Source organism: Amycolatopsis sp. GM8 (assembly GCF_021653975.1).
GTDB lineage: Bacteria > Actinomycetota > Actinomycetes > Mycobacteriales > Pseudonocardiaceae > Amycolatopsis_E.
In genome coordinates, this window is sequence record NZ_JAJKFK010000013.1 from 67,620 (window position 1) to 89,862 (window position 22,243).

Below are 22,243 nucleotides of genomic sequence, written 5' to 3' on the forward strand. Positions count from 1 at the left end.
TCCCCGCGCGGGTCACAGCGGCGTGTGTCGTCAGGAGACTGGAGTAGTGGACCTCTACGAATACCAGGCGAAGGATCTTTTCGCCGCTCATGGTGTGCCGGTGTTGCCCGGCGCTGTTGCGAGTTCCCCGGAAGAGGCGTTGGCCGCCGCCGAGCAGATCGGTGGGCAGGTTGTCGTCAAGGCCCAGGTGAAGGTTGGTGGTCGGGGTAAGGCTGGTGGTGTGAAGCTGGCGAAGGATCCGGTCGAGGCCAGGGAGAAGGCGGAAGCCATCCTGGGTTTGGATATCAAGGGTCATGTCACGCATCGGGTGTTGGTGACGGAGGCCTCGGATATCGCGGAGGAGTACTACTTCTCCTTCTTGCTGGACCGCACGAACCGCACGTTCCTGGCGATGGCGTCGGCTGAGGGTGGGATGGAGATCGAGCAGCTCGCCGTCGAGCGCCCGGATGCGTTGGCCCGGATTCCGGTGGACGCGATCGCCGGGGTCGACAAGGCCAAGGCCCTGGAGATCTTGACTGCGGGGAAGTTCCCGGAGGTGATCCTGGAGCAGGCCGCGGATGCGGTGGTGAAGTTGTGGGAGACCTTCGTCGCCGAAGACGCCACCTTGGTGGAGGTCAACCCCCTGGTGCGTGACCCGCAGGACCACATTGTGGCCTTGGATGGCAAGGTCACCCTGGATGAGAACGCCTCCTTCCGCCACCCTCAGCATGAGGAACTCGTGGACAAGGACGCGGAGGATCCGCTGGAGGCGAAGGCGAAGTCGAAGAATCTCAACTACGTCAAGCTCGATGGTGAGGTCGGCATCATCGGTAACGGCGCCGGCCTGGTCATGTCCACCCTGGATGTCGTGGCGTATGCCGGGGAGAACCACGGCGGGGTGAAGCCCGCGAACTTCCTCGACATCGGCGGTGGTGCCTCCGCCGAGGTGATGGCCGCCGGCCTGGACGTGATTTTGAACGACCCGGCGGTCAAGTCGGTGTTCGTGAACGTGTTCGGGGGGATCACCGCGTGTGACGCGGTCGCCAACGGCATCGTCGAAGCGCTGAAGATCCTGGGTGATGAGGCCTCCAAACCCCTCGTCGTCCGCCTCGACGGCAACAATGTCGAGGAAGGCCGCCGGATCTTGGATGAGGCGAATCACCCGTTGGTGACGCAGGTGGACACGATGGATAACGCGGCGGACAAGGCCGCCGAGCTCGCGGCGGCAGGAGCCTGAACCATGTCGATCTTCCTGAATGCAGACTCCAAGATCATTGTGCAGGGCATTACCGGGTCCGAGGGCACCAAACACGCGACCAAGATGCTCGCCGCCGGTTCGACCATTGTGGGTGGGGTGAACGCCCGCAAGGCCGGGCAGAAGGTCACTATCGGGGGGAAGGACCTCACCGTGTTCGGCACGGTGGAGGAGGCCATCAAGGACACCGGCGCCGACGTCAGTGTGATTTTTGTGCCGCCGAAGTTCGCGAAAGACGCGGTGATCGAGGCCATCGACGCGGAAATCCCGCTCGCGGTGGTGATCACCGAAGGCATCCCGGTGCACGACTCCGCCTACTTCTGGGCGCACGCCGTCGCCACCGGGAACAAGACGCGGATCATCGGCCCGAACTGCCCCGGCGTGATCTCCCCCGGCAAGTCCAACGCCGGCATCATCCCGGCGAACATCACCGGGCCGGGCAAAATCGGGCTCGTGTCGAAGTCGGGGACTCTCACGTATCAGATGATGTATGAGTTGCGGGATATCGGGTTCTCGACCGCGGTCGGGATCGGGGGTGACCCGATCATCGGCACCACCCACATCGACGCCCTGCAAGCCTTCCAGGCCGACCCCGACACCGAGGTCATCGTCATGATCGGCGAAATCGGCGGCGACGCCGAAGAACGCGCCGCCGCCTACATCCAAGCCAACGTCACCAAACCCGTCGTCGGCTACGTCGCCGGATTCACCGCACCCGAAGGCAAAACCATGGGCCACGCCGGCGCCATCGTCTCCGGCTCCGCCGGCACCGCCCAAGCCAAAAAAGAAGCCCTCGAAGCCGCTGGGGTCAAGGTCGGCAAGACGCCGTCCGAAACCGCCGCACTGGCCCGGGAGCTGTACGAGAAGTTGCACTGACCCACGGTTGTGTGCGAAAAACGGCCGGGCACCCGACAGGGTGCCCGGCCGTTGCACTACGTAAGGCGGGCAAAACGCCCGCGCTTCACAGGAAACTCAGCGCAACCGTTTGCAGTTGTCGTACGTCGGATAGCCGAAGGGGTGGCCAGGCTTCCGGCGCGCGGCTACCGACCTTTTCGGGCAACACGACAGGAGAACACGGATGACCTTCCCCACCGGTGGGCCCGGCTACCCCCAGCAGGGTGGCGGCGCACAACCCAACCCCCAGGCGCCGGCGTCCGGCGCCATCCCGCGCCCGCCGCAGCACGGCGGACCGAACCTGTCGTCCCTCAACCTGCCGACGGTGCTCACCCTGGTCATCGCGGTACTCGGCATCGTCAACTACTTCATCGGCTTCTCCGAGGAAGCGTCGGGCTCCGACCAGGCGCTGCTGTTCCTGCTGGTCGGCGGCCTGCTCGCGGGCCTGTCGCTGCTGCCACGCGGGCCGCGGGTCCGGCCGTTCGCGGTGCTGTTCAGCGTGCTCGGCGGGCTCTACGCGATCCTGTCGGTCGTGCGCGTGCCCTCGAACTCCGACACGCCCGGCATCATGACGGTCATCCTGATCCTGGGCATCCTGCAGCTGCTCGTCGCGGTCGCGGCGCTGCTGTTCGAGTACAACGTGCTGAAGCTGCCCACCCCGCGCCCGGCGTACCCGCCCTACGGCCAGCCCGGCCCGTACGGCCAGCCGCAGCAGGGCCCGGAGAAGCAGGGGCCGCAGGGCACCCAGTACGTGGCGCCGCAGTCGACGGTCTACGCCCCGCAGCACGGCCAGTTCTACCAGCCGCAGCACGAGGCCGGCCCCCAGCAGCCGGGCACCCCGCCGGGCGGGTCCGGCCAGCTGGGCTGACACGATCGAAGGCGAAGGGCACCACCCTCGGTGGCGGTGCCCTTCGCCGCTGTCTGGACACATACCTCCTCCGGGTGAGCTGTGCGCGGGCCCACGCGACGATGGCGGCGTGCCTCACCCGGTCAGAGCAGCGCGAATGCGAGGGTGCGAGGTATGCAGCTGCTCACCCCACGTTCCGTAGGAGAGAACGAGGTGAACGAGCTGCGCGAAACGGGTGAGTTGGGCGCGACGGCGCGGACGAAGATCGTCCTCGCGGCCGCGTTCGGGCCGTTGATCGCCGGCTACGCACTCGTCGCCGCGCTGTTCGCGCTGGTCACCGCTCTCGCCTCGATCTCACACTTCTCCGTCCCCGGTGTGCTGCGCGCCGCCGGGCCGGGCCTGCTCGCGGCTTACCAGGTACCGATCACGATCACCGGCAGCAGCCTGGGTGTGCTGCCGCTGCTCGGTACCGCCGTCGTCGGCGCGCTGGTCGCCGGGTCGGCCTCGCACGCCGCGGCCCGGCTGCACTACCGCGAACCCGGGCAGGCGGTGAACGTGGTCGCGCCCATCGCCGCCGCGCACGCGCTCGCCGGGATCGCCATCGCGCTCAGCCTCGACTCGGCGCGGGTCGGCGCCGAGCCACTCCCCGCGTTCCTGGTGCCCGGGTTCGTCGCCGGTCTGTGCGCGACCGCGGGGCTCGCCAACCGGTGCGGCATCATCGCGGCCGCCCGCGAGTACCTGGACCCCGTCGCACTGCGCGGGTTGCGGGCCGGGGCGCTCGGCATGGCCGGGCTGTTCGCTGTCGGGGCGCTCGTGTTCACGGTCGGCCTCGCCGTCTCCGTCGGCACCGCCGGGACGCTGTTCGGCACCAACGCACCCGGTTTCGGCAGTGGTGTCGGCATGCTGCTGCTGTCCATCGGTTACCTGCCCAACGCCGTCGTCGGCACCCTGTCGTTCGTCGCGGGACCGGGGTTCTCGCTCGGCTCGGTGTCGCTGACGCCGTTCAGCTATCGCGGCGGCAACGTGCCAGGCCTGCCGTTGCTCGCCGGGCTGCCCGAACACGCCGCGCACTGGTGGCCCGTGCTGATGCTGCTGCCCGCCGCCGTCGGCGTGCTCGTCGGCTGGTCGCTGCGCGACAGCGACGAGGACCCGCGGGCCAGGCTTCGCACGGTGGGGATCGCCGGTGCGCTGGTCGGGTTCGGCTGCGTCCTGCTCGGCACGCTCGCCGGCGGCAGGCTCGGCAGCGGTGCCTTCGACCCGGTCGCGATTCCGGTCGGGCTGCTTTCGGTGGCCGCGTTCGGCTGGATCGTCGTCCCCGGCGGGCTCGTGGCTTGGTTCGCCGGGCCACGCCGCGCTCCCGCACCGGCCGTCGTCGAGGAGCCCGAACCCGAGGACGAAGAGCCGGTCGACGAGGCCGAGGAACCGGAAGAGCCGGAAGACCCGGAAGAGCCCGAAGAACCCGGCGAGCCGGAAGAATCCGAAGAACCCGAACAGGACGAGGACAGCGAAGCGGACGAGCCGCTGCCCACCGGGGAGAACCCCGAACAGCCCGGCTAACCTGGACGTACTTGCTCGCGGGTGAAGGAGAGGCGTTGGAGTCCAGTCGGTTGGACCTGCCCACGCCGGTGCGGGTGGTCGTGCTCGCCTCGGGTTCGGGCACGCTCATGCACGCGCTCATCGACGCCACCCAGCGGCCGGGATATCCCGCCGTGGTGGTCGCCGCCGGTACGGACCGGGCCGGCGCCGAGGCGCTGACGAAGGCGGAGCTGGCGGGCGTGCCGCATTTCACCGTGCGCCTCGCCGACCATCCCGATCGCGCCGCGTGGGACAAGGCACTCGCCGAGGCGGTCGCCGCCTACCGGCCCGATCTCGTCGTGTCCGCGGGCTTCATGAAGCTCCTGGGCCCGAACTTCCTCGCCCGCTTCGAGAACCGGGTGATCAACACGCATCCCGCGCTGCTGCCCTCGTTCCCGGGCATGCACGCGGTGGCCGATGCGCTGGCCATGGGGGTCAAGGTGAGTGGGTCCACGGTGCACTTCGTGGACGCGGGGATGGACACCGGCCCGATCATCGCGCAGGAGGCCGTCGTGGTCGAGACCGATGACGACGAGGCCTTGCTGCACGAGCGGATCAAGGTGGTCGAGCGGCGGCTGCTCGTCGAGGTGGTCGAGCGGCTGGGCCGGGGTGGATGCACTGTGGACGGACGAAAGGTGATTTTCCGGTGAGTGGACGGCGGGCGGTCAAGCGGGCGCTGATCGGTGTTTCGGACAAGGCGGGCCTGCTGGAGCTCGGCACCGGCCTGCACGCCGCGGGGGTGGAGATCGTGTCCACCGGCGGCACGGCCAGGACGCTGGCCGACGCCGGGGTGCCGGTCACCCCGGTCGAACAGGTCACCGGGTTCCCGGAGTCCTTCGACGGCCGGGTGAAGACGCTGCACCCGCGTGTGCACGCCGGCCTGCTGGCCGACCGGAACCGGCCCGAGCACGTCGCGCAGCTGCGCGAGCTGGACATCGCGCCGTTCGACCTGCTGGTCGTGAACCTGTACCCGTTCCGGGAGACGGTGGCGTCCGGCGCGAGCCCCGAGGACTGCGTCGAGAACATCGACATCGGCGGCCCGGCGATGGTCCGGGCCGCGGCGAAGAACCACGGCAGCGTCGCGGTCGTCGTGGATCCGAAGCGGTACGACTGGGTGCTGGAGCGCGTCCGGGAGGGCGGGTTCGAGTTCGAGGACCGCAAACGCCTTGCCGCGCAAGCCTTCGCGCACACCGCGGCGTACGACATGGCGGTGTCGGCGTGGTTCGCCAACGCCTACGCGCCCGCGGACGACTCCGGGTTCCCGGATGTCACCGGCGCGACCTGGGAGCGCGGCGAGATCCTGCGCTACGGCGAGAACCCGCACCAGCAGGCCGCGGTGTACAAGCACTGGCGGGACGGGCTGGCGCATGCCGAGCAGCTGCACGGCAAGGCCATGTCCTACAACAACTACGTCGACACCGACGCCGCGCGCCGGGCCGCGGCGGACTTCGCCGGGCCCGCGGTCGCGATCATCAAGCACGCCAACCCGTGCGGAATCGCGGTCGGTGTCGATGTCGCCGAGGCACACCGGAAGGCGCACGCGTGCGACCCGGTTTCCGCCTACGGCGGGGTGATCGCCAGCAATCGGCCCGTCACGCTCGCGGCCGCGGAGCAGATCGCCGAGGTGTTCACCGAGGTCGTGCTCGCCCCGTCGTTCGACGACGACGCGCTGGAAGTGTTGCGCCAGAAGAAGAACATCCGTCTGCTGCGGCTGCCGGAATTGCGCAACGCGGACCCGATCGAGTTCCGCCCGATCTCCGGCGGCATGCTCGTGCAGACGGTCGACCGGATCGACGCGCCCGGCGACGACCCGGCGAACTGGACGCTGGCGACCGGCGAGGCGGCGGACGAGGAGACGCTCGCCGACCTCGAGTTCGCCTGGCGGGCGCTGCGCGCGGTGAAGTCGAACGCGATCCTGCTGGCCAACGGCGGCGCGACGGTCGGCGTCGGGATGGGGCAGGTGAACCGCGTCGACTCGTCGAGGCTGGCGGTGCAGCGCGCCGGTGAGCGGGCGAAGGGCGCGGTGGCCGCTTCGGACGCGTTCTTCCCGTTCCCCGACGGGCTCGAGGTGCTGCTCGAAGCCGGGGTGCGGGCGGTCGTGCAGCCCGGCGGCTCGATCCGGGACGCCGAGGTCATCGCGGCGGCCGAGGAGGCCGGCGTGACCCTGTACCTCACCGGGACGCGCCACTTCACGCACTGACGCCGCGGCGGCGCAGGTCCGGGTTCTCCAGGGCCGGGGTTCGGTAGGTCTGGTCGAGGGTGCCGATGTCGGTGCCGGGCGGGACGATCTCGTCGATGCGGTCGAGGACGTCGCCGCTGAGGGTGACGTCCACGCCGGCGAGCAGGTCGTCGAGGTGGTCCATGGTGCGCGCGCCGAGCAGTGCGCTGGTGACGCCGGGGTGCGCGGTGGTGAAGGCCATCGCGAGATGGGTCATGGGCAGGCCCGCCCCGGCGGCGAGCGGGATGAGCTCTTCGACCACGTCGAGTCGCCGCTCGTCGTCGAGATGCCGGACCAGGCCGGCGCGCTTGAGGGTGTTGTCCTGGTTCTTGCGCACGCGGCCGGTGAGCAGTCCCTGGCCGAGTGGGCCCCACACCACGGTGCCCATGCCGAAGCGCTGGGTGGTGGGCAGGAGTTCGCGTTCGATGCCGCGGTTGAGGATGGAGTAGACCGGCTGCTCGGTGTGGAACCGTGCGAGCCCGCGCCGCTCGGCGACCCACTGGGCCTCGACGATGCCGGAGGCGGGGGTGTGCGAGGCGCCGATCGCGCGGACCTTGCCGCTGTGGATCAGGTCCGTCAGCGCGGACAGGGTTTCCTCGATGCCGGTGCTGGGATCGGGCCAGTGCAGTTGGTACAGGTCGATGTAGTCGGTCCGCAGGCGTCTGAGCGAGTTCTCCACGGCGGTGACGATCCAGCGCCGCGAGGCGCCCTGGTGGTTGCGGTCCCCGGCTGGGCGGCCGAACTTGGTGGCGAGCACGACGTCGTCCCGGCGCCCTGCCAGTGCCTTGCCGACGACCTCCTCGGAGTCCTCGTAACGATCGGCGGTGTCGATCAGGTTGATGCCGGCGTCCAGTGCCTTGTGGATGATGCGGGCCGAGTCCTCCGGCGCGTTGCCCATGGAGGTGGCGAACATCAGTGCGCCCAGTGCGTAGGGGCTGACCTGGATGCCGGTCCGGCCGAGAGTGCGGTACTGCATGGGTTTCTCCCTGGGTGGCGTACGCTGTGCTAAGCGGAAAGCTATTCCGAAACTATACGGAAAACTTTTCCGGTTAAGCAAGGGGAGGCGATGTGGTGCACCCGGACACGACACGGCGCCCGCGCCGCGCCGACGCGCGACGCAACGTCGACGCGCTGATCGAGGCCGCGAAGACCGTGTTCGCCACCTCGGGTGTGGACGCGCCGGCGAAGGAGATCACCGACCTGGCCGGGGTGGGCGTCGGCACGTTGTACCGGCACTTCCCGCAGCGCGCCGACCTGGTCAAAGCCGTCGTGGAAAGCGGGATCGACGCCGTCGCCGACGCGGGCCCGGCGCTGAGCGGCGCGCACGAGCCGGCGGAAGCTCTCGCCGAATGGATACGCCGGTTCACTGAGCTGCTCGGGACCAAACGCGGGCTCGCCTCGGCGCTGCACTCGGGTGACCCGGCGTTCTCGGGGCTGCCCGGCTACTTCCTGGAGCGGCTCGGCCCTGTCGTCGCGACGCTGCTCGGCGCCGCGGTGGCCGACGGAACGGTTCGCGACGACATCAGCGCCGAGGATCTCCTGCACGCCATCACCCAGCTGTCCCAACCCGTCCCCGGCCGGGAACTCGCGCACAACCAGCGTGTCGTCGGGGTCTTCGTGGACGGGCTGCGCCGGTAGTTCCCGGCTCCGCTTGTGTGACTGACCACGCCATCTGTCACCAGATGACCACGATTGTTGTCACCAGAGCTCCGTGTGCGACCACAAATCTGCTGGTCGACGGCGGCCGACCGGACGTCGAGGTGGCTCCGGTGACAGAAGGGACCAATTGTCGGTTGACCGGTGTGCCACTGTTGAGCTTCGTGAAGGATCAGAACGTCGCCGCGATCCGAAACTTGGCTGGGCTGGCCACACCGATGGCTCTTCGGGTCGCGGTAACCCTAGGGCTGCCGGACCTGCTGCGTGGTGACGGGGCCGGCGTCGACCAAGTTGCGGCCGAGCTCAACGTGTCACCGGTCGCGCTCGAACTACTGCTGGGTCACCTTGCGACACTCGGCATCGTCGAGCACGCGCCCACTGGTTACCGAACTACCGAGTACGGAACGACTCTGTGCACCGACGCCGACAATGGCTTGACCAACTTCCTGCATCTGGGCATGGCGGGCGGCCGCGCCGAAATCGCGTTCGTCGAACTGATGCACAGCGTCACTACCGGCCGTGGTGCCTACTCCCGCCGCTACGGGCAGGATTTCTGGGCCGACCTCGCCCAATTTGGTCATCTGCGTGTGTCATTCGACCAGCAAATGACGCATCGATTTCGCGACCAGATCCCACAGCTCGTAGCCGGCTACGACTGGGCTCGCTTCCCCATGATCGTCGACGTCGGCGGCGGCCATGGCACTCTCCTCGCCGCGATTCTGGCCGCCCATCCTCAGATGCGCGGCCACCTGCTCGACCTCGAACCCACCGCGGCCGGGGCGAGCCGAACCTTCCGCACACACGATGTCGCGGATCGCGCCCAGGTGGCTGCGGGCAGCTTCTTCGATCCCCTTCCCGAAGGGGGCGATGCCTACCTGTTGTGCGACATCCTGCATGACTGGGACGACGAACACGCACACCAGATTCTCAGCCGCTGTGCTGAAGCGGCTCACCCAACGGGCCGCGTTGTGGTCATCGAACCGGTCGGCGGACGACGCGCCAACACTGAGTTCGACCTGGCGATGCTCGTGATCTTCGGCGGTCGCGAACGTCGCATCGAAGAGTTCCGCACGCTCGCCCGGGCTCACGGACTGGCCCTCGACGCCGTCACCGACCTGACCGATCAGCGCTGCCTTCTGGAGTTCCGCCTCGCCGCCACCAGGTGACGCATTCCTCCCCGAGAACAATCCATCTGCACGCGCCGCGACACGGCACCCGCTGATCAGAGGTTCATCCACTTCGCCCACCGCACCATGCACCAGCTCATGCAAGGCCCCATCAAGCCCGATAACCGAGGCCACCACCTGAACGCGCTCGCGTCCTACCAAGACGTGGTCAGCCACAGCTTGACAGTGGGGCAGGGGCATTGCAGACTGAACGAGTCGAACACCAGTTCGACTCACCGCCTTCCCCGCGGTGACTGTCTTCCACTCTGCCCGACGGAGTGGAAGGGCGTCGAGGGGGAGGTGGAGTGCGATGCCGGCTGCGTTGCCCGAGGTGAGCGAACCGGTCGCGGAGTTCGCGGACCGGAACGCTGATGCCGCGAGCGTTGCCGCGGAATCGCCGGGCCGGGTGGTCGCGTTGCCGACCGTCACCGAGCTGGCGGGCCTGCCGGGGGTCAGTACGGCCGGCAAGGTGGCGCGCGCCCGGGCGAGGGCGCGGTGGACGGAACACTCCCTCCCGCAGGGGACGGAGCGCATCCTGCCCGTGCGGCGGGAACTGCGGGCCCTGCTGCCGGACGGTGGCCTGCGGCGGGGCAGCACGGTGTCGGTGCGCGGTTCGACTTCGCTGCTGTTCGCACTGCTGGCGGAGGCCACCGCGACCGGTTCGTGGGCGGCCGCGGTGGGGATGCCGAACCTCGGCCTCGCGGCGGCGGGAGAGTTCGGGGTCGAGGTCGGTCGGCTGGCGCTGGTGCCCCGGCCCGGGGCGGATGTCGTCCCGGTGACCGCAGCGCTGCTCGACGGCATGGACCTCGTCGCGGTCGGTTCCGGCGGCCTGGCTCCCTCGGTGGCGCGGCGGCTTTCCGCGCGGGCGCGCTACCGGGGGGCCGTGCTGTTGTCGCTGGGTCCGTGGCCGGGCGCCGAGGTGGAGCTCGAATACGAGGCCGGGCCGTGGACGGGCCTCGCCGCGGGGTCGGGATACCTGCGGGCCCGCCAGGCCGGGATCCACGTCACCCGCCGGGGAACCCCGGGCCGGCTCGTCGGCCTCGGCTGGGAAGCCGCGGCGGCCGATCTCGGTCAGGAGGCCGTCCCCGCGCGGGAAAGCTGGGAAGACGCACCTCCGCCCGCGGTCCGCGGCTGGGCGGACTCGGCCGCCGACCGCGATTGGGGGGACTCGGCCCAAAGCGTCGTGCCGCGAGCCCACGGCTGGGAAGCCGATCCCGCCTGGGCCGAGGAGGGCGTCGGATGAGTGTGCCCAAGCGGTTGCTCGTCGTGTGGTGCCCGGACTGGCCGGTGATCGCCGCGGGGCTCGCGGACGGGGTGCCGGCGCATCTGCCGGCCGCGGTGTTCGCCGCGAACCGGGCCGTCGCCTGTTCCGCCATCGCCAGGGCGGCCGGGATCCGGCCCGGCATGCGGCGCCGGGAAGCCCAGGCCCGCTGCCCCGGGCTGACGGTCTTCACCGCCGACGAGGGGCGGGACGCGCGACTGTTCGAGCCGGTCGCGGCCGCCGTCGAGGAGCTGGTCGTCGGCGTCGAGGTGGTGCGGCCCGGCCTGGTGGCGGTGCCGGTCGACGGGGCGGCCGGCTACTTCGGCGGCGAGCAGGCCCTCGCCGAGCTGCTGCTGGACCAAGTGTCCGCCCGCACCGGCGTCGAGTGCCAGATCGGCATCGCCGACGGGCTCTTCGGGGCGACGCTCGCCGCGCACCGGGCGGTGATCGTCGACCCGGGGTCCACAAAGGACTTCCTGGCCCCGTTGGGTGTCACCGTGCTCGACCAGCCCGGCGCCGACCGCGCGGAGCTGGTGGACCTGTTGCGCCGCTTGGGTTTGCGCACCCTCGGCGCGTTCGCCGCACTCACCGGGCGCGACGTGGTCTCGCGTTTCGGCACCGCGGGGCTGCTCGCGCACCGCCTCGCCAACGGCCTGTCCGAACGCCCGCCGTTCCGCCGCCGCCCGCCGCCGGAACTGTCCGTGCCCCAGGAGTTCGACCCGCCGCTGGACCGGGTGGACGTCGCCGTGTTCATGGCCAAGAACCTCGCCGGGCGCTTCCACGCCGGGCTCGCCGCGCACGGGCTGGCCTGCACCCGCCTCGGCATCTACGCCGCCACCGAACGCGGTGAGGAGCTGAGCCGGGTCTGGCGTTGCGCGGAACCCCTGACCGCGCAAGGGATCGCCGACCGGGTCCGCTGGCAGTTCGAAGGCTGGCTGACCGCGGGCAACCGGCCGACCGGGGGCGTCGTCCGGCTCCGGCTCGAGCCGGAGGAGATCGTCGAGGGCGCGTCCCTGCAGCTCGGCCTCTGGCGCGGCGGGGCCAGCGAGCAGGACGAGCACGCGGGCCGGGCGCTCGTCCGGGTGCAGAGCATGCTGGGTCCGGAAAGCGCTTTCACCGCCGTGCTCGACGGTGGCCGCGGTCCTGCCGAACGGGTCCGGCTGGTGCCGTGGGGTGACCGCCGCGAGCTGACGAGTCCGCCGGAAATGGCCTGGCCAGGCCGGTTGCCGGCGCCGTCCCCGGCGACGGTGTTCGCCGAGCCGGTGCCGGTGCAGGTCATCGACGCCGCGGGCCAGGCCGTTTCGCTCACCCGCCGCCGTGACTTCGCCGCCCCGCCGTCCGTGGTGGCCCTTCCCCACACCACACCGCGGCAGGTTCTGGATTGGGCGGGCCCATGGCTGGTGGAGCCCCGCTGGGGCGAGACCGGCGGCCGGGTCCGGATCCAGGTGCTGCTGGCGGGCGAGCCCGCGCTGGCCGTGCTGCTGACCGGCAGCTATCAGGAAAGTCCGAAGTGGACAGTTGAGGGAGTGTACGACTGATGGAAGACGAGTTCCTTCGCGACATCCGGCAGTGGCTGTTGGAACGGGGCGTGGACCAGGCGCTGGACCCGGAAGAACCCTGGATCCCGATGCCCAGGGTCCCACTGGACTGACATGGGCTGGAACAACCCGGCCGTCCCGTGGGAGCAGCTTCGGCGGACGCTCAACGGCGACCCCGTCCAGCCCGGCGACGACATCCCGGTAAGCCGCAAACGGGAGGGCTATCACCGGCCATCGGACTTCCCGCCGCTGCGCGCGGACGACCGCGGCGGCGGGCACAACCGGGTGCCGTACGCCGAGCTGCACTGCCATTCCAACTTCAGTTTCCTCGACGGGGCAAGCGATCCCGAGGAACTGGTGGAGGAAGCGGCGCGGCTGGGGCTGGACGCGATCGCGCTCACCGACCACGACGGCATGTACGGCGTCGCCCGGTTCGCCGAAGCGGCGAAAGAACTCGGGGTCGCCACGGTTATCGGCACCGAGCTGAGCTTCGGGCTTTCCGAGCCACAGAACGGGATCGCCGACCCGGAGGGCGAGCACCTGCTGCTGCTCGCCCAGGAGGAAACCGGGTATGCCGCGCTGTGCCGGGCGATCACCGCGGGCCAGCTGCGCGGGTACGGCGCCGAGCTGCCCGGGAAAGACCAGGCGGAGAAGGGCCGCCCGGTGTACGACCTGGAGGCCGTGGTGTCGGAGGTACACGGCAAAGCCGTGGCGCTCACCGGCTGCCGCAAGGGCACGGTGCGCCGTGCGTTGCAGCGAGGCGGCCCGGCCGCCGCCGCCAGGGAAGTGCGCAGGCTGATGGACCTGTTCGGGCGCGAGCGGGTGTACGTCGAGCTGATCGACCACGGGCACCCGGGGGACAGCGCGCACAACGACACCCTCGCCGCGATCGCGGAACGGCTGAGTGTGCCTACGGTGGCCACCAACAACGTGCACTACGCGACCCCCGACCGCGCCCGGCTCGCCGGCGCGATGGCGGCGATCCGGGCGCGGCGCGGGCTCGATGAGATGGAGGGCTGGCTGCCCGGCGGCGGCAAGGCTTTCCTGCACTCGGGCGAGGAGATGGTGCGGCGGTTCGCACGCTACCCGGGTGCGGTGCAGCGAGCCGCGCTGCTGGGCCGGCGTTGCGCGTTCGACCTGACGCTGATGTCACCGCACCTGCCGCCGTTCGACGTGCCTGGCGGCGGCACCGAGGCGGAGTACCTGCGGCATCTGGTGGGCGAAGGGGCGAGCGAGAAGTACGGCACGCGAGAGCAGAACCCTGACGCGTACCGGCAGTTGGATCACGAGATGCAGATCATCGAGAAGCAGAACTTCCCCGGCTACTTCCTCATCGTCTGGGACATCGCGAACTTCTGCCACAGAGAAGGAATCCTGTGCCAGGGCCGGGGTTCCGCGGCGAACTCGGCGGTCTGCTACGCGCTCGGCATCACGAAGGTCGACGCGGTGAAATGGAAGCTGTTGTTCGAGCGGTTCCTCGCCCCGGACCGCGACGGTTATCCCGATATCGACCTGGACATCGAGTCCGATCGTCGCGAAGAGGTCATCCAGTACGTCTACGAAAAGCACGGTCGGCTGCGTGCGGCCCAGGTGGCGAATGTGATCACTTACCGGGCCAAGTCCGCGATCCGGGATGCCGCCCGTGCGCTCGGTTTTTCGCCCGGCCAGCAGGATGCGTGGAGCAAGCAGATCGACCGCTGGGGCCCGTTGCGGGAAACCCAGAACGACCATGATCACGACATCCCGGAATCCGTGCTGGGATTGGCCGCGGCGCTGGAGAACTTTCCCCGGCACCTCGGCATCCACTCCGGCGGCATGGTGATCAGCGACCGGCCGGTGAGCGAGGTGTGCCCGGTCGAATGGGCGCGGATGGAGAACCGCAGCGTGCTGCAGTGGGAAAAGGACGACTGCGCGTCCGTGAAACTGGTCAAGTTCGATCTGCTCGGGCTCGGCATGCTGTCCGCGCTGCGGTACATGATCGAGCTGGTGCGCGAGCACAAGGGCGAGGAGGTCGATCTCGGCAAGCTGGAGTTGGACGACGAAAACATCTACGAGATGCTCCAGCGGGCCGACGCGATCGGCGTTTTCCAGGTGGAGAGCCGCGCGCAGCTGGCGACTCTGCCCCGGCTCAAACCCGAGGAATTCTACGACCTCGCGGTCGAGGTCGCACTCATCCGGCCCGGGCCCATTCAGGGCGGTTCGGTACATCCCTATATCCAGCGCAAGAAAGAAAAGAAGAGAACGGGGAAAGAAAGGGAGGAGTGGTACGATCATCGGCTGCTCCGCAACGCGCTCAGCAAGACGCTGGGTGTGCCGCTGTTCCAGGAACAAATGATGCAGATCGCGTTGGACGTCGCGGATTTCACGGCCACGGAGGCGGACGAGCTGCGGCATGCCATGGGCTCCAAGCGGTCGGAGAAGAAAATGGAACGGCTGCGCCGGCGGTTCTACGAAGGTGCCGCGGAGCACGATATCGACGAGGAACTCGCCGGGCGTATCTTCGAAAAGCTGAAGGCGTTCGCGAACTTCGGTTTTCCCGAAAGTCACGCGCTGAGTTTCGCGTACCTGGTGTTCGCGTCCGCGCATTTCAAGTACTACCACCCGGACGCGTTCTGCGCGGGATTGCTGCGGGCGCAGCCGATGGGGTTCTACTCACCGCAGTCCCTGGTCGCCGACGCGCGGCGGCACGGGGTGACCGTGCGCGGCCCGGACATCAACGCCAGCCTCTCGTACGCGACCCTCGAACCCGACGGGAAGTACCACGCGGTGCGCGTCGGGCTCGGGGCCGTGCGGCTGATCGGCGACGACCTCGCCGAAACCCTTGTGGAGGAAAGGAAAACCGCCGGACCGTACGCGAGCATGGCGGACGTGGCGCGGCGGGTGCGGCTGACCAGGCCGCAGGTCGAGGCGCTCGCGACCGCGGGCGCGTTCGGCTGCTTCCCGGACATCAGCGGTGACCGGCGGCGCGCGCTGTGGGCGGCCGGCGCGGTCGCGGAGGAGCGGCCGGAAAAGCTGCCCGGCACCGGTGTCGGCACGAGCGCGCCGATGTTGCCCGGGATGGACGAGCTCGACGCCGCGGCCGCCGACGTCTGGGCCACCGGCATTTCCCCGGACAGCTTCCCCACCCAGTTCATCCGCGACCGGCTCGACGCGCTCGGCGTGGTGCCCGCCGCGAAACTGGGCGACGTCGAGGAGGGCAAGCGGGTGCTCATCGGCGGCGCGGTCACCCACCGGCAGCGCCCGGCGACGGCCGGCGGCATCACGTTCCTCAACATCGAGGACGAGACCGGCATGGTGAACGTCGTCTGCACCGCCGGGTTGTGGGCCCGCTACCACCGGATCGCCCGGGGCAGCTCGGCGATGCTGGTCCGCGGGGTGGTGGAGCGCGCCGACGGCGTGGTGAGCCTGCTCGCCGACCGGCTGCAGGACCTGCCGATGCGGATCCCCTCGAAATCGCGGGATTTCCGGTGAGGTCAGGACATCCGGAACGTGAAGTACTCGACCCGCCAGCCGTCGCGGGTCAGGTCCTGGCGGCCCAAGACTTCGCTGGCGAACCCCGCGTCCGCGGCCAGCCGCCGCAGGTACGGCAGGTCACCGCTGGTGCCGAAGAAGATCAGCATCCGGCCGCGTGCCGTGAGATGCGCGCGGGCGTCGCGGAAGAACGCCTGCAGCGCCCGGTAATCCTCGTCGGTGATCGCGGCTTCGAACAGGTCACGCGGGGCGAACCAGCGGAACGGCGGGTCGAACACGATCAGGTCGAACCGGCCTTCGACGGCGCCGAAGACATCGCTGTGCAGCACCGTGATCCGGTCACCGACGCCGTTGCGCTCGGCGTTGTCGCGCGCCGCCTCCAGCGCGTGCGGGTTGATGTCGACGGCCACCACGTCCCGCGACTTCGAGGCGGCAAGGATCGCGTTGACGCCGCTGCCGGTGCCCATGTCCAGCACCCGGTCGTCCTCGCGGACCTCTTCGAGCACGGCCTCGCCCAGCAGCGCCGAGGTCCCCGAGATCGGCATGACCTGCGGCGGCACGACGATCTTGTGCCCCAGGTAGGAAAACGTCCGCACGCTCTCGTCGCGGATCCCCTTCGCGGCTTCCTCGTGCCAGCGGTGGATCCGGTCGACGTCCTCCGGGGACAGCAGCGGCTCGTGGCCCATGCGACCCAGTGTGGCAGGCTCCGCCCATGGACGAAGCCGAAGTCGGAGAGGATTACCGGGACGCGGTGCTGCCGGGCGCGCGCTGGGAGAAACGGCAGTTCGTGCGGTGCGACTTCACCGAAGCCGACCTGCGCGGCCTGGCCACCCAGGGCTGCACCTTCGACGAGTGCGACTTCACCCGCGCCGACCTGGGGGAGTCGAAGCACGAGTCGTCCGCGTTCCGCTCCTGCACCTTCGACCGCACCGTGCTCGCGCAGGTGTCCTGGCGCGGCTGCTCGCTCCTCGGATCGTCCTTTGTGGACTGCCGGCTGCGCACGATCACCGTGCGGGACACGGATTTCACGCTCGTCAGCATCGGCCGGGCGGATCTGCGCAAGCTCGACCTGTCCGGGCTGCGCTTCCGCGAGGCGAACCTCGTCGAGTCGAACCTGACCGAGGTCACCCTGCGGGACGCGGACCTGCGCGGCGCCCGGCTGCTCGGCGCGAACCTGACCGGCGCCGACCTGCGCGGCGCGAAGCTCGACGCGAACGGCCTGGCGCAGGCGAAGCTGACCGGCGCGCGCATCGATGTGGACACCGCGATCGCGTTCGCCGCGGCACACGGCCTCGTCGTGTCCTGAGCACGGAAAAACCGGCCTCCCGCAGGGAAAGCCGGCCTTTTCGCGTGGCTCATTCGATGGGCGGTTCGCCCGGGTCGAGTTCGATCAGGTCACCCTCGGCCAGCAGCTCCTCGACCGAACCCGGCAGCAGGTACGCGGCGCCGCCGCCGGGCTGGTTGAACCACGGGATCGCCACCCCGGCCAATGCGTCGATCGGCCGCTGCACCCGGTAGACGTGGTACGGCCTGCTGACCCACTCCGGCACCAGCGACCGCTCCTCGAACGGCGTGCCCGCCGCGTAGAGCAGGTTGCCGTTCGGGCCGCCGAACCGGTCGAGCTCGCTCCCGGCCGGCAGTTCCCGCATCTCCTTGCCACGGAACAAGGTCAGCGGCGGCTCACCGGACATCGGCTGGATCGGCCACTGCGAGCCCGCGCCGTTCTGGGCCGCGCCGGAGCGGGCCGGTTCACGCCGCTGCGGCTGCTGCTGGGGCGGTTGCTGTGGCGGCTCCCGGCGCGGCGGGGGCGACACCGGCGCGGCCAACATGGTCGGCGGCGCGTCGAGCATCGTCTCCTCCAGTCGCGGCTCCCCGGCGGGCGGTGACGGCGGCTCGGTGCGCACCGGCGGTTCCGGCCTGGCCTGCAGGTCCGCGCGCGACGGCAACTCGGCGTGCGACGGCACATCCGCCCGCGACGGCAGGTCGGCGCGCGGCTCGGCGCGGGACGGCAGGTCGGCGCGGGACGGCAGTTCCGTGTGCAGATCGACGCGGGCGGGCAGCTCCGGCGGGGCCTGCTCCTCGTGGCGTTCGAGGCTCTCCCGGTGCCGGTCGGCGCTCGGACCGCCGTTCACCGGCGCGGTGTCGTCCATCTCGACCGGCGGGACCGGTGGCACGGGCGGCATGGGTGGCACGGCTGGGACCGGCGGTACGGGCGGGGTGGGCGCCGCCTCGCGGCCCCGCGGGTCGAGCATCAGCTTGCCGAGCATGAACGCCGCGGCGTCCTCCGGGTCGCCGAACACCGCCGGGTTGGACAGCTCCTCGTCGTACCAGCCGACGCGCCAGCCGGACTCGACCTGCTCCATGCTCCAGCCGTGCTCGATCGGCTCGCCGATGCGATACGCCGAGTCCGGCACACCCAGGTCCTTCAGCCGGTCGCGCAACCCGTCCAGCGCCGGCGGCGGCGCGGGCCGTGGTTCGGGCCGCGGTTCGGGCGGGGCAGGCGGCGCGACCGGCGGCACGAACATGGTGGGCGGCGGACCGGGTTCGTGCTGCGGCGGCTGCGGCGGTTCGGCCATCCGCTCGGCCATCCGTTCCGGCAGCCGCTCCGGTTCCGGCTCTGGCTCCGGGGCGGGCGGGAGCGGCGACTGGACCATCGTGGGCGGGCCGTCGTCCAGGTCCGGCATCGGCGTGAACGTCGTGGCGTGCTCGACCGGCGGCTCTGGCGGCGCCTCGACCTTCTCCTCGAAGACGGTCTCCGGCTCCGGCACGGGCTGTGGCTCCGTCGCCTGTGGAGCTTGCGGCGGCGCGGGCTGCTCCGCCGGACGAGGCGGCCGCGGCGGTGGCTGGTTGCCGCGGGTCAGGTGCGCGTTCGCGGCCTGCAGTGTCTGCTCCGGCACCTCCGCCAGCCGGAACCCGGTCTGCTGGATGTGCGCGACCAGCTCACCCTCCGGGGCGATGCCGTATTCCTGCAGGTAGTAGTTGATCGCGGCGGGCCAGATCCAGACGCCGTCGCTGTGGAAGGCGACGGGCACCTTCGGCGTCGGCGGCACGGCCAGCCGGTCGAGGTCGAGCCCGCGTTCGGACAGCACGACCGGCGCGGTGCTCAAGTACTCGTACAGCCGGTCCAGCTCCTCGGCGTCCAGCTCGGGCCGGTTGAGCACGGGGCGGCCGTCGGGACCCTGGCCGTCGAAGATCCGGGCGATCCGGAACCGGGGGCCGGGCTGCTCGGGGCCGAGGCCGGACATCCGGCGCATCAGCCAGTCCGGCACGTTCTCCTCCGAGCGGGGGAACGTGCGCAGCTCGTCGGCGTACGCCTGGGGCGGCGGCTGTAGATCCCAGCGCGGCTCTTCCCGGTCGTACTCGAGGTTGTAACTCGATGGGTGGTCGAGCTGGTACCGGGCGTTGAACCAGGTGCCGCGGCCCTCGCGGTACATACCGCCCCGCAGGCGGCCGAACAGCGTGGCGATGTCGTGCGTGGCCATCCACTCGCCGACGCTGCCGTCCTCCTTCAGGACCTCCCCGGTCAGTTCGTGGTACCGGCCAACGGCCCGGTACTGGGCGGACACGCGCCGCCAGTCGCGTGGTGCGGCCCGGAGCAGGGCGAGTCCGATCTGCTTGACCAGAGTGTCCTGCTCGGTCGCGTTCAGCTGCGTCGTCGGTTGAGCCACCAGCTCATTTTGACGGGTGGGCCGAGTGAATGCACAACACCCGCACCCAAACCACTACTGACCTGTGTCTATACCACAAATGTGGTACGGAGCGTCTAACTGGAACTACGCAAAGTGTCCTCTGCCAGAATGGGTGCCGTGACGGCGAAGGTTCTCGACGGCAAAGCGACCAAGGACGCCATCTACGCGGAGCTGAAGCCGCGGGTGGCGGTGCTCGCGGCGCGGGGTGTTGTCCCCGGGCTCGGCACCGTGCTGGTCGGCGACGACCCCGGCTCCCACGCGTACGTGAAGATGAAGCACGCGGACAGCGCCAAGGTGGGGATCAACTCGATCCGCCGGGACCTGCCCGCCGACATCAGCCAGGACAAGCTCGAAGCGGTCATCGACGAGCTCAACGCCGACCCGGCCTGCCACGGCTACATCGTGCAGCTGCCGCTGCCGAAGCACCTGGACACCGGCCGCGTGCTGGAACGGATCGACCCGGCGAAGGACGCCGACGGGCTCGCGCCGGTCAGCCTCGGCCGGCTGGTGCTCAACCAGCCGGGCCCGCTGCCGTGCACCCCATACGGCATCCTCCAGCTGCTGCGCCGCTACGAGGTGCCGATCGACGGGGCGAACGTGACCGTCGTCGGCCGCGGGATCACCGTCGGCCGCTCGCTCGGCCTGCTGCTGACCCGCCGCACGGAGAACGCGACCGTGACGCTGTGCCACACCGGCACCCGTGACCTGGCCGCCGAGGTGCGGCGGGCGGACATCGTGATCGCCGCGGCCGGGGTGCCCGGGATCATCACCCCGGACCTGGTCAAGCCCGGCGCGGCCGTGCTGGACGTGGGCGTCTCGCACGTCGACGGCAAGCTCACCGGGGATGTCGCGCCCGGGGTCGAGGAGGTCGCCGGGTGGCTGTCGCCGAACCCCGGCGGCGTCGGTCCGATGACCCGCGCGATGCTCGTGACCAATGTGGTGGAGGCTGCCGAACGTGTCGTCGCCTCGCGGTAACCGCCGTCCCGCGGTCCTGGAACACGTGCCGTTCGGCATCGTGCTCGCACTGGTCGCCGTCGCCGCGGTGCGGATCCTGCAGTACCACTGGCGGCAGGGCGCCGTCATCATCGGCGGCGCCCTGCTCGTGGCGGCCGTGTTCCGGGCGCTGCTGCCCGACATCCGCGCGGGCCTGCTGGCGATCCGCGGCCGCCCGGTGGACGTGCTGACCTACACGGGCCTCGGCGCGTTGCTGCTGTTCCTGGCGTTCACCATCACGAACGGCCCGTTCGGCAGCTGAGTCACACCTCGGCGAGCGCCGGGGCCGGGGTCTCCCGCCGGTCGAGCGCGCCCGAGACCGCGGCGATGGACAGGCCCAGCACCGACAGGACCGCGCCGACCAGGTTGGGCGCGACCAGGCCGAGCCCGCCCGCGATCACCAGGCCGCCGAGGTACGCGCCGATCGAGTTGGCGATGTTGAACGCCGACTGCACCGCGGCCGAGACCAGCGACGGGGTGCCACCGGCCTTCTGCATGATCCGGGTCTGCATCATCGGGCCGATCATGAACCCGGCGACGCCGACCGCGAAGATCGTCACCGCCGCACCGATCTTGCTGTGCGCGGTGAGCGTGAAGATCGCCAGCACCGCGGCGAGCGCGAACAGCGCGACGTACAGGCTCGGCATCAGCGCGCGGTCGGCCAGCCGCCCGCCCAGCAGGTTGCCGATCGTCATGCCGACGCCGGCGAGCGCGAGCAGCAGCGTCACGTTGCGCGGCGCGTAGCCCGCCACGTCCGTGAGCATCGGCGTCACGTACGACAGCGACGCGAACACGCCGCCCATCCCGACGGTGACGATGGCGAGCGCGAACCACACCTGCGGGCGCCGGAACGCGCCGAGTTCGCCGCGCAGCGACGCCTCGGCCGGACGACCCTGGTGCGGTACGAGTCTGGCGATCGCGACGAGCGCGAGCACCCCGATCGCCGCGACCACGCCGAACGTCGCGCGCCAGCCGACCTGCTGGCCGAGCAGGGTGCCGAGCGGCACGCCCACCACGTTGGCCAGGGTGAGCCCGAGGAACATCATCGACACGGCCTTGGCCCGGTTGCCCGGCTCGACCAGGCTGGACGCGACCACGGCCCCGGCCCCGAAGAACGCGCCGTGCGGCAGCCCGGCGATGAAGCGGAAGAGCACGCCGAACTCCTGGTTCGGCGAGAGCGAGAACAGCACGTTGCCGAGCGTGAACAGGGCCATCATCAACAGCAACATGGTCTTGCGCGGCAACCGGACGGCGACCGCGGTGAGCAGGGGCGCGCCGACGACGACGCCGAGCGCGTAACCCGTGATCAGGTAGCCGGCCGAGGGAATCGACACCCCGAAGTCGGCGGCCGCCTGCGGGAGCACACCCATCATGACGAACTCGGTGGTGCCGATTCCGAAGGCACCGATGGCCAGCGCGATGAGCGCGACGGGCACGGGTCTCCTTTCTGTGGCTTCTCTGTGCTGCATCGATACAGAGTGGTGGCATGAAAGAAGGACAGCCTGTGCGCGTCACGGCGCGTGGACTGTCCCGCCGTTCAGTGTGAACGGCGGGGGAGGGGGTTGTCATCCCTTGGCGGGCGTGACGATTGTTACGTAACGCCGCTGGTCGGAGGTGGGTTGGGGAGTGACGCGCCTTGGGGTGACGGGGTTCCGTGCGGGGGCGCCTTGGGGTGGCGGGTCCGGCGTTGGGGGGTGTCTT

18 protein-coding genes are annotated in these 22,243 nt (G+C 70.3%); 14 read left to right on the plus strand and 4 right to left on the minus strand.

The window, feature by feature from the left end; all coding sequences use genetic code 11:
• Positions 1-46 precede the first annotated feature (46 nt).
• The 6 genes from sucC to purH all read left to right on the plus strand — a co-directional run bounded on the left by sucC (position 47) and on the right by purH (position 6,750).
• Positions 47-1,216 (plus strand): ADP-forming succinate--CoA ligase subunit beta, encoded by a 1,170-nt coding sequence (gene sucC, locus LOZ83_RS37985; RefSeq protein WP_236796755.1) that lies wholly within the window; start codon positions 47-49, stop codon positions 1,214-1,216.
• Positions 1,217-1,219: 3 nt separating this feature from the next.
• Positions 1,220-2,110 (plus strand): succinate--CoA ligase subunit alpha, encoded by an 891-nt coding sequence (sucD, locus tag LOZ83_RS37990; protein ID WP_236796756.1) that lies wholly within the window; start codon positions 1,220-1,222, stop codon positions 2,108-2,110.
• 202 nt (positions 2,111-2,312) lie between these two features.
• On the plus strand, positions 2,313-2,996 hold the full coding sequence (locus tag LOZ83_RS37995; protein ID WP_236796757.1) for a DUF5336 domain-containing protein: 684 nt from the start codon (positions 2,313-2,315) through the stop codon (positions 2,994-2,996).
• A gap of 153 nt (positions 2,997-3,149) precedes the next feature.
• On the plus strand, positions 3,150-4,532 hold the full coding sequence (locus LOZ83_RS38000; RefSeq protein ID WP_236796758.1) for a DUF6350 family protein: 1,383 nt from the start codon (positions 3,150-3,152) through the stop codon (positions 4,530-4,532).
• A gap of 50 nt (positions 4,533-4,582) precedes the next feature.
• Positions 4,583-5,200: a phosphoribosylglycinamide formyltransferase gene (gene purN, locus LOZ83_RS38005; protein ID WP_236796840.1), complete on the plus strand. Its 618-nt coding sequence runs from the start codon at positions 4,583-4,585 to the stop codon at positions 5,198-5,200.
• On the plus strand, positions 5,164-6,750 hold the full coding sequence (gene purH / locus LOZ83_RS38010; RefSeq protein WP_236796759.1) for a bifunctional phosphoribosylaminoimidazolecarboxamide formyltransferase/IMP cyclohydrolase: 1,587 nt from the start codon (positions 5,164-5,166) through the stop codon (positions 6,748-6,750). Before purN ends, purH begins: the two co-directional genes overlap by 37 nt.
• On the opposite strand, the gene LOZ83_RS38015 is transcribed toward purH, so the two are convergent.
• Positions 6,740-7,744, minus strand: coding sequence for an aldo/keto reductase (locus LOZ83_RS38015; protein WP_236796760.1), 1,005 nt, complete (start codon positions 7,742-7,744; stop codon positions 6,740-6,742). The genes purH and LOZ83_RS38015 overlap by 11 nt on opposite strands.
• Positions 7,745-7,836: 92 nt before the next feature.
• Between LOZ83_RS38015 and LOZ83_RS38020 the strand changes: the two genes are divergently transcribed.
• The 5 genes from LOZ83_RS38020 to LOZ83_RS38040 all read left to right on the plus strand — a co-directional run bounded on the left by LOZ83_RS38020 (position 7,837) and on the right by LOZ83_RS38040 (position 15,860).
• The gene (locus tag LOZ83_RS38020) at positions 7,837-8,406 is read left to right on the plus strand and encodes a TetR/AcrR family transcriptional regulator (RefSeq protein ID WP_236796761.1); all 570 of its coding nucleotides are present in this window, start codon (positions 7,837-7,839) and stop codon (positions 8,404-8,406) included.
• 236 nt (positions 8,407-8,642) lie between these two features.
• Complete coding sequence (locus LOZ83_RS38025) at positions 8,643-9,590, plus strand: acetylserotonin O-methyltransferase (RefSeq protein WP_236796841.1); 948 nt, start codon at positions 8,643-8,645, stop codon at positions 9,588-9,590.
• A gap of 310 nt (positions 9,591-9,900) precedes the next feature.
• Entirely contained in the window at positions 9,901-10,833 is a 933-nt protein-coding gene (locus LOZ83_RS38030) for a hypothetical protein (protein ID WP_236796762.1), read from the plus strand.
• Positions 10,830-12,389 carry a DNA polymerase Y family protein gene (locus tag LOZ83_RS38035; protein ID WP_236796763.1) on the plus strand — a complete coding sequence of 520 codons (1,560 nt, stop codon included), beginning with the start codon at positions 10,830-10,832 and terminating at the stop codon, positions 12,387-12,389. The genes LOZ83_RS38030 and LOZ83_RS38035 overlap by 4 nt, the downstream gene beginning before the upstream one ends.
• Before the next feature lie 114 nt (positions 12,390-12,503).
• Positions 12,504-15,860: an error-prone DNA polymerase gene (locus LOZ83_RS38040; RefSeq protein WP_236796764.1), complete on the plus strand. Its 3,357-nt coding sequence runs from the start codon at positions 12,504-12,506 to the stop codon at positions 15,858-15,860.
• Between the two features lie 2 nt (positions 15,861-15,862).
• On the opposite strand, the gene LOZ83_RS38045 is transcribed toward LOZ83_RS38040, so the two are convergent.
• A complete protein-coding gene (locus LOZ83_RS38045; protein ID WP_236796765.1) occupies positions 15,863-16,546 on the minus strand; it encodes a methyltransferase in 684 nt (227 codons plus the stop codon).
• A 26-nt stretch (positions 16,547-16,572) separates the two neighbouring features.
• On the opposite strand from LOZ83_RS38045, the gene LOZ83_RS38050 reads away from it, so the two are divergent.
• Positions 16,573-17,166, plus strand: a complete 594-nt coding sequence (locus tag LOZ83_RS38050) for a pentapeptide repeat-containing protein (RefSeq protein WP_236796766.1) — start codon at positions 16,573-16,575, stop codon at positions 17,164-17,166.
• A gap of 49 nt (positions 17,167-17,215) precedes the next feature.
• Here LOZ83_RS38050 and LOZ83_RS38055 read toward each other — a convergent pair whose 3' ends face one another.
• On the minus strand, positions 17,216-19,528 hold the full coding sequence (locus LOZ83_RS38055) for a TNT domain-containing protein (protein WP_236796767.1): 2,313 nt from the start codon (positions 19,526-19,528) through the stop codon (positions 17,216-17,218).
• Positions 19,529-19,666: 138 nt separating this feature from the next.
• Here LOZ83_RS38055 and LOZ83_RS38060 point away from each other — a divergent pair, with 138 nt between their 5' ends.
• Both LOZ83_RS38060 and LOZ83_RS38065 read left to right on the plus strand, forming a co-directional pair.
• Positions 19,667-20,524, plus strand: coding sequence for a bifunctional methylenetetrahydrofolate dehydrogenase/methenyltetrahydrofolate cyclohydrolase (locus tag LOZ83_RS38060; RefSeq protein ID WP_236796768.1), 858 nt, complete (start codon positions 19,667-19,669; stop codon positions 20,522-20,524).
• The gene (locus tag LOZ83_RS38065; protein ID WP_236796769.1) at positions 20,484-20,804 is read left to right on the plus strand and encodes a DUF3017 domain-containing protein; all 321 of its coding nucleotides are present in this window, start codon (positions 20,484-20,486) and stop codon (positions 20,802-20,804) included. Before LOZ83_RS38060 ends, LOZ83_RS38065 begins: the two co-directional genes overlap by 41 nt.
• A gap of 1 nt (position 20,805) precedes the next feature.
• Here LOZ83_RS38065 and LOZ83_RS38070 read toward each other — a convergent pair whose 3' ends face one another.
• A complete protein-coding gene (locus LOZ83_RS38070; RefSeq protein WP_236796770.1) occupies positions 20,806-21,978 on the minus strand; it encodes an MFS transporter in 1,173 nt (390 codons plus the stop codon).
• Between the last annotated feature and the right edge of the window lie 265 nt (positions 21,979-22,243).

What these genes read in the sequence shown, in the direction of transcription:
- sucD (WP_236796756.1), top strand. Translation starts at nt 1,220, where the DNA reads ATGTCGATCTTCCTGAATGCAGACTCCAAGATCATTGTGCAGGGCATT.
- LOZ83_RS37995 (WP_236796757.1), top strand. Translation starts at nt 2,313, where the DNA reads ATGACCTTCCCCACCGGTGGGCCCGGCTACCCCCAGCAGGGTGGCGGC.
- LOZ83_RS38000 (WP_236796758.1), top strand. Translation starts at nt 3,150, where the DNA reads ATGCAGCTGCTCACCCCACGTTCCGTAGGAGAGAACGAGGTGAACGAG.
- purH (WP_236796759.1), top strand. Translation starts at nt 5,164, where the DNA reads ATGCACTGTGGACGGACGAAAGGTGATTTTCCGGTGAGTGGACGGCGG.
- LOZ83_RS38015 (WP_236796760.1), bottom strand. Translation starts at nt 7,744, where the DNA reads ATGCAGTACCGCACTCTCGGCCGGACCGGCATCCAGGTCAGCCCCTAC.
- LOZ83_RS38025 (WP_236796841.1), top strand. Translation starts at nt 8,643, where the DNA reads ATGGCTCTTCGGGTCGCGGTAACCCTAGGGCTGCCGGACCTGCTGCGT.
- LOZ83_RS38030 (WP_236796762.1), top strand. Translation starts at nt 9,901, where the DNA reads ATGCCGGCTGCGTTGCCCGAGGTGAGCGAACCGGTCGCGGAGTTCGCG.
- LOZ83_RS38035 (WP_236796763.1), top strand. Translation starts at nt 10,830, where the DNA reads ATGAGTGTGCCCAAGCGGTTGCTCGTCGTGTGGTGCCCGGACTGGCCG.
- LOZ83_RS38040 (WP_236796764.1), top strand. Translation starts at nt 12,504, where the DNA reads ATGGGCTGGAACAACCCGGCCGTCCCGTGGGAGCAGCTTCGGCGGACG.
- LOZ83_RS38045 (WP_236796765.1), bottom strand. Translation starts at nt 16,546, where the DNA reads ATGGGCCACGAGCCGCTGCTGTCCCCGGAGGACGTCGACCGGATCCAC.
- LOZ83_RS38050 (WP_236796766.1), top strand. Translation starts at nt 16,573, where the DNA reads ATGGACGAAGCCGAAGTCGGAGAGGATTACCGGGACGCGGTGCTGCCG.
- LOZ83_RS38065 (WP_236796769.1), top strand. Translation starts at nt 20,484, where the DNA reads ATGTGGTGGAGGCTGCCGAACGTGTCGTCGCCTCGCGGTAACCGCCGT.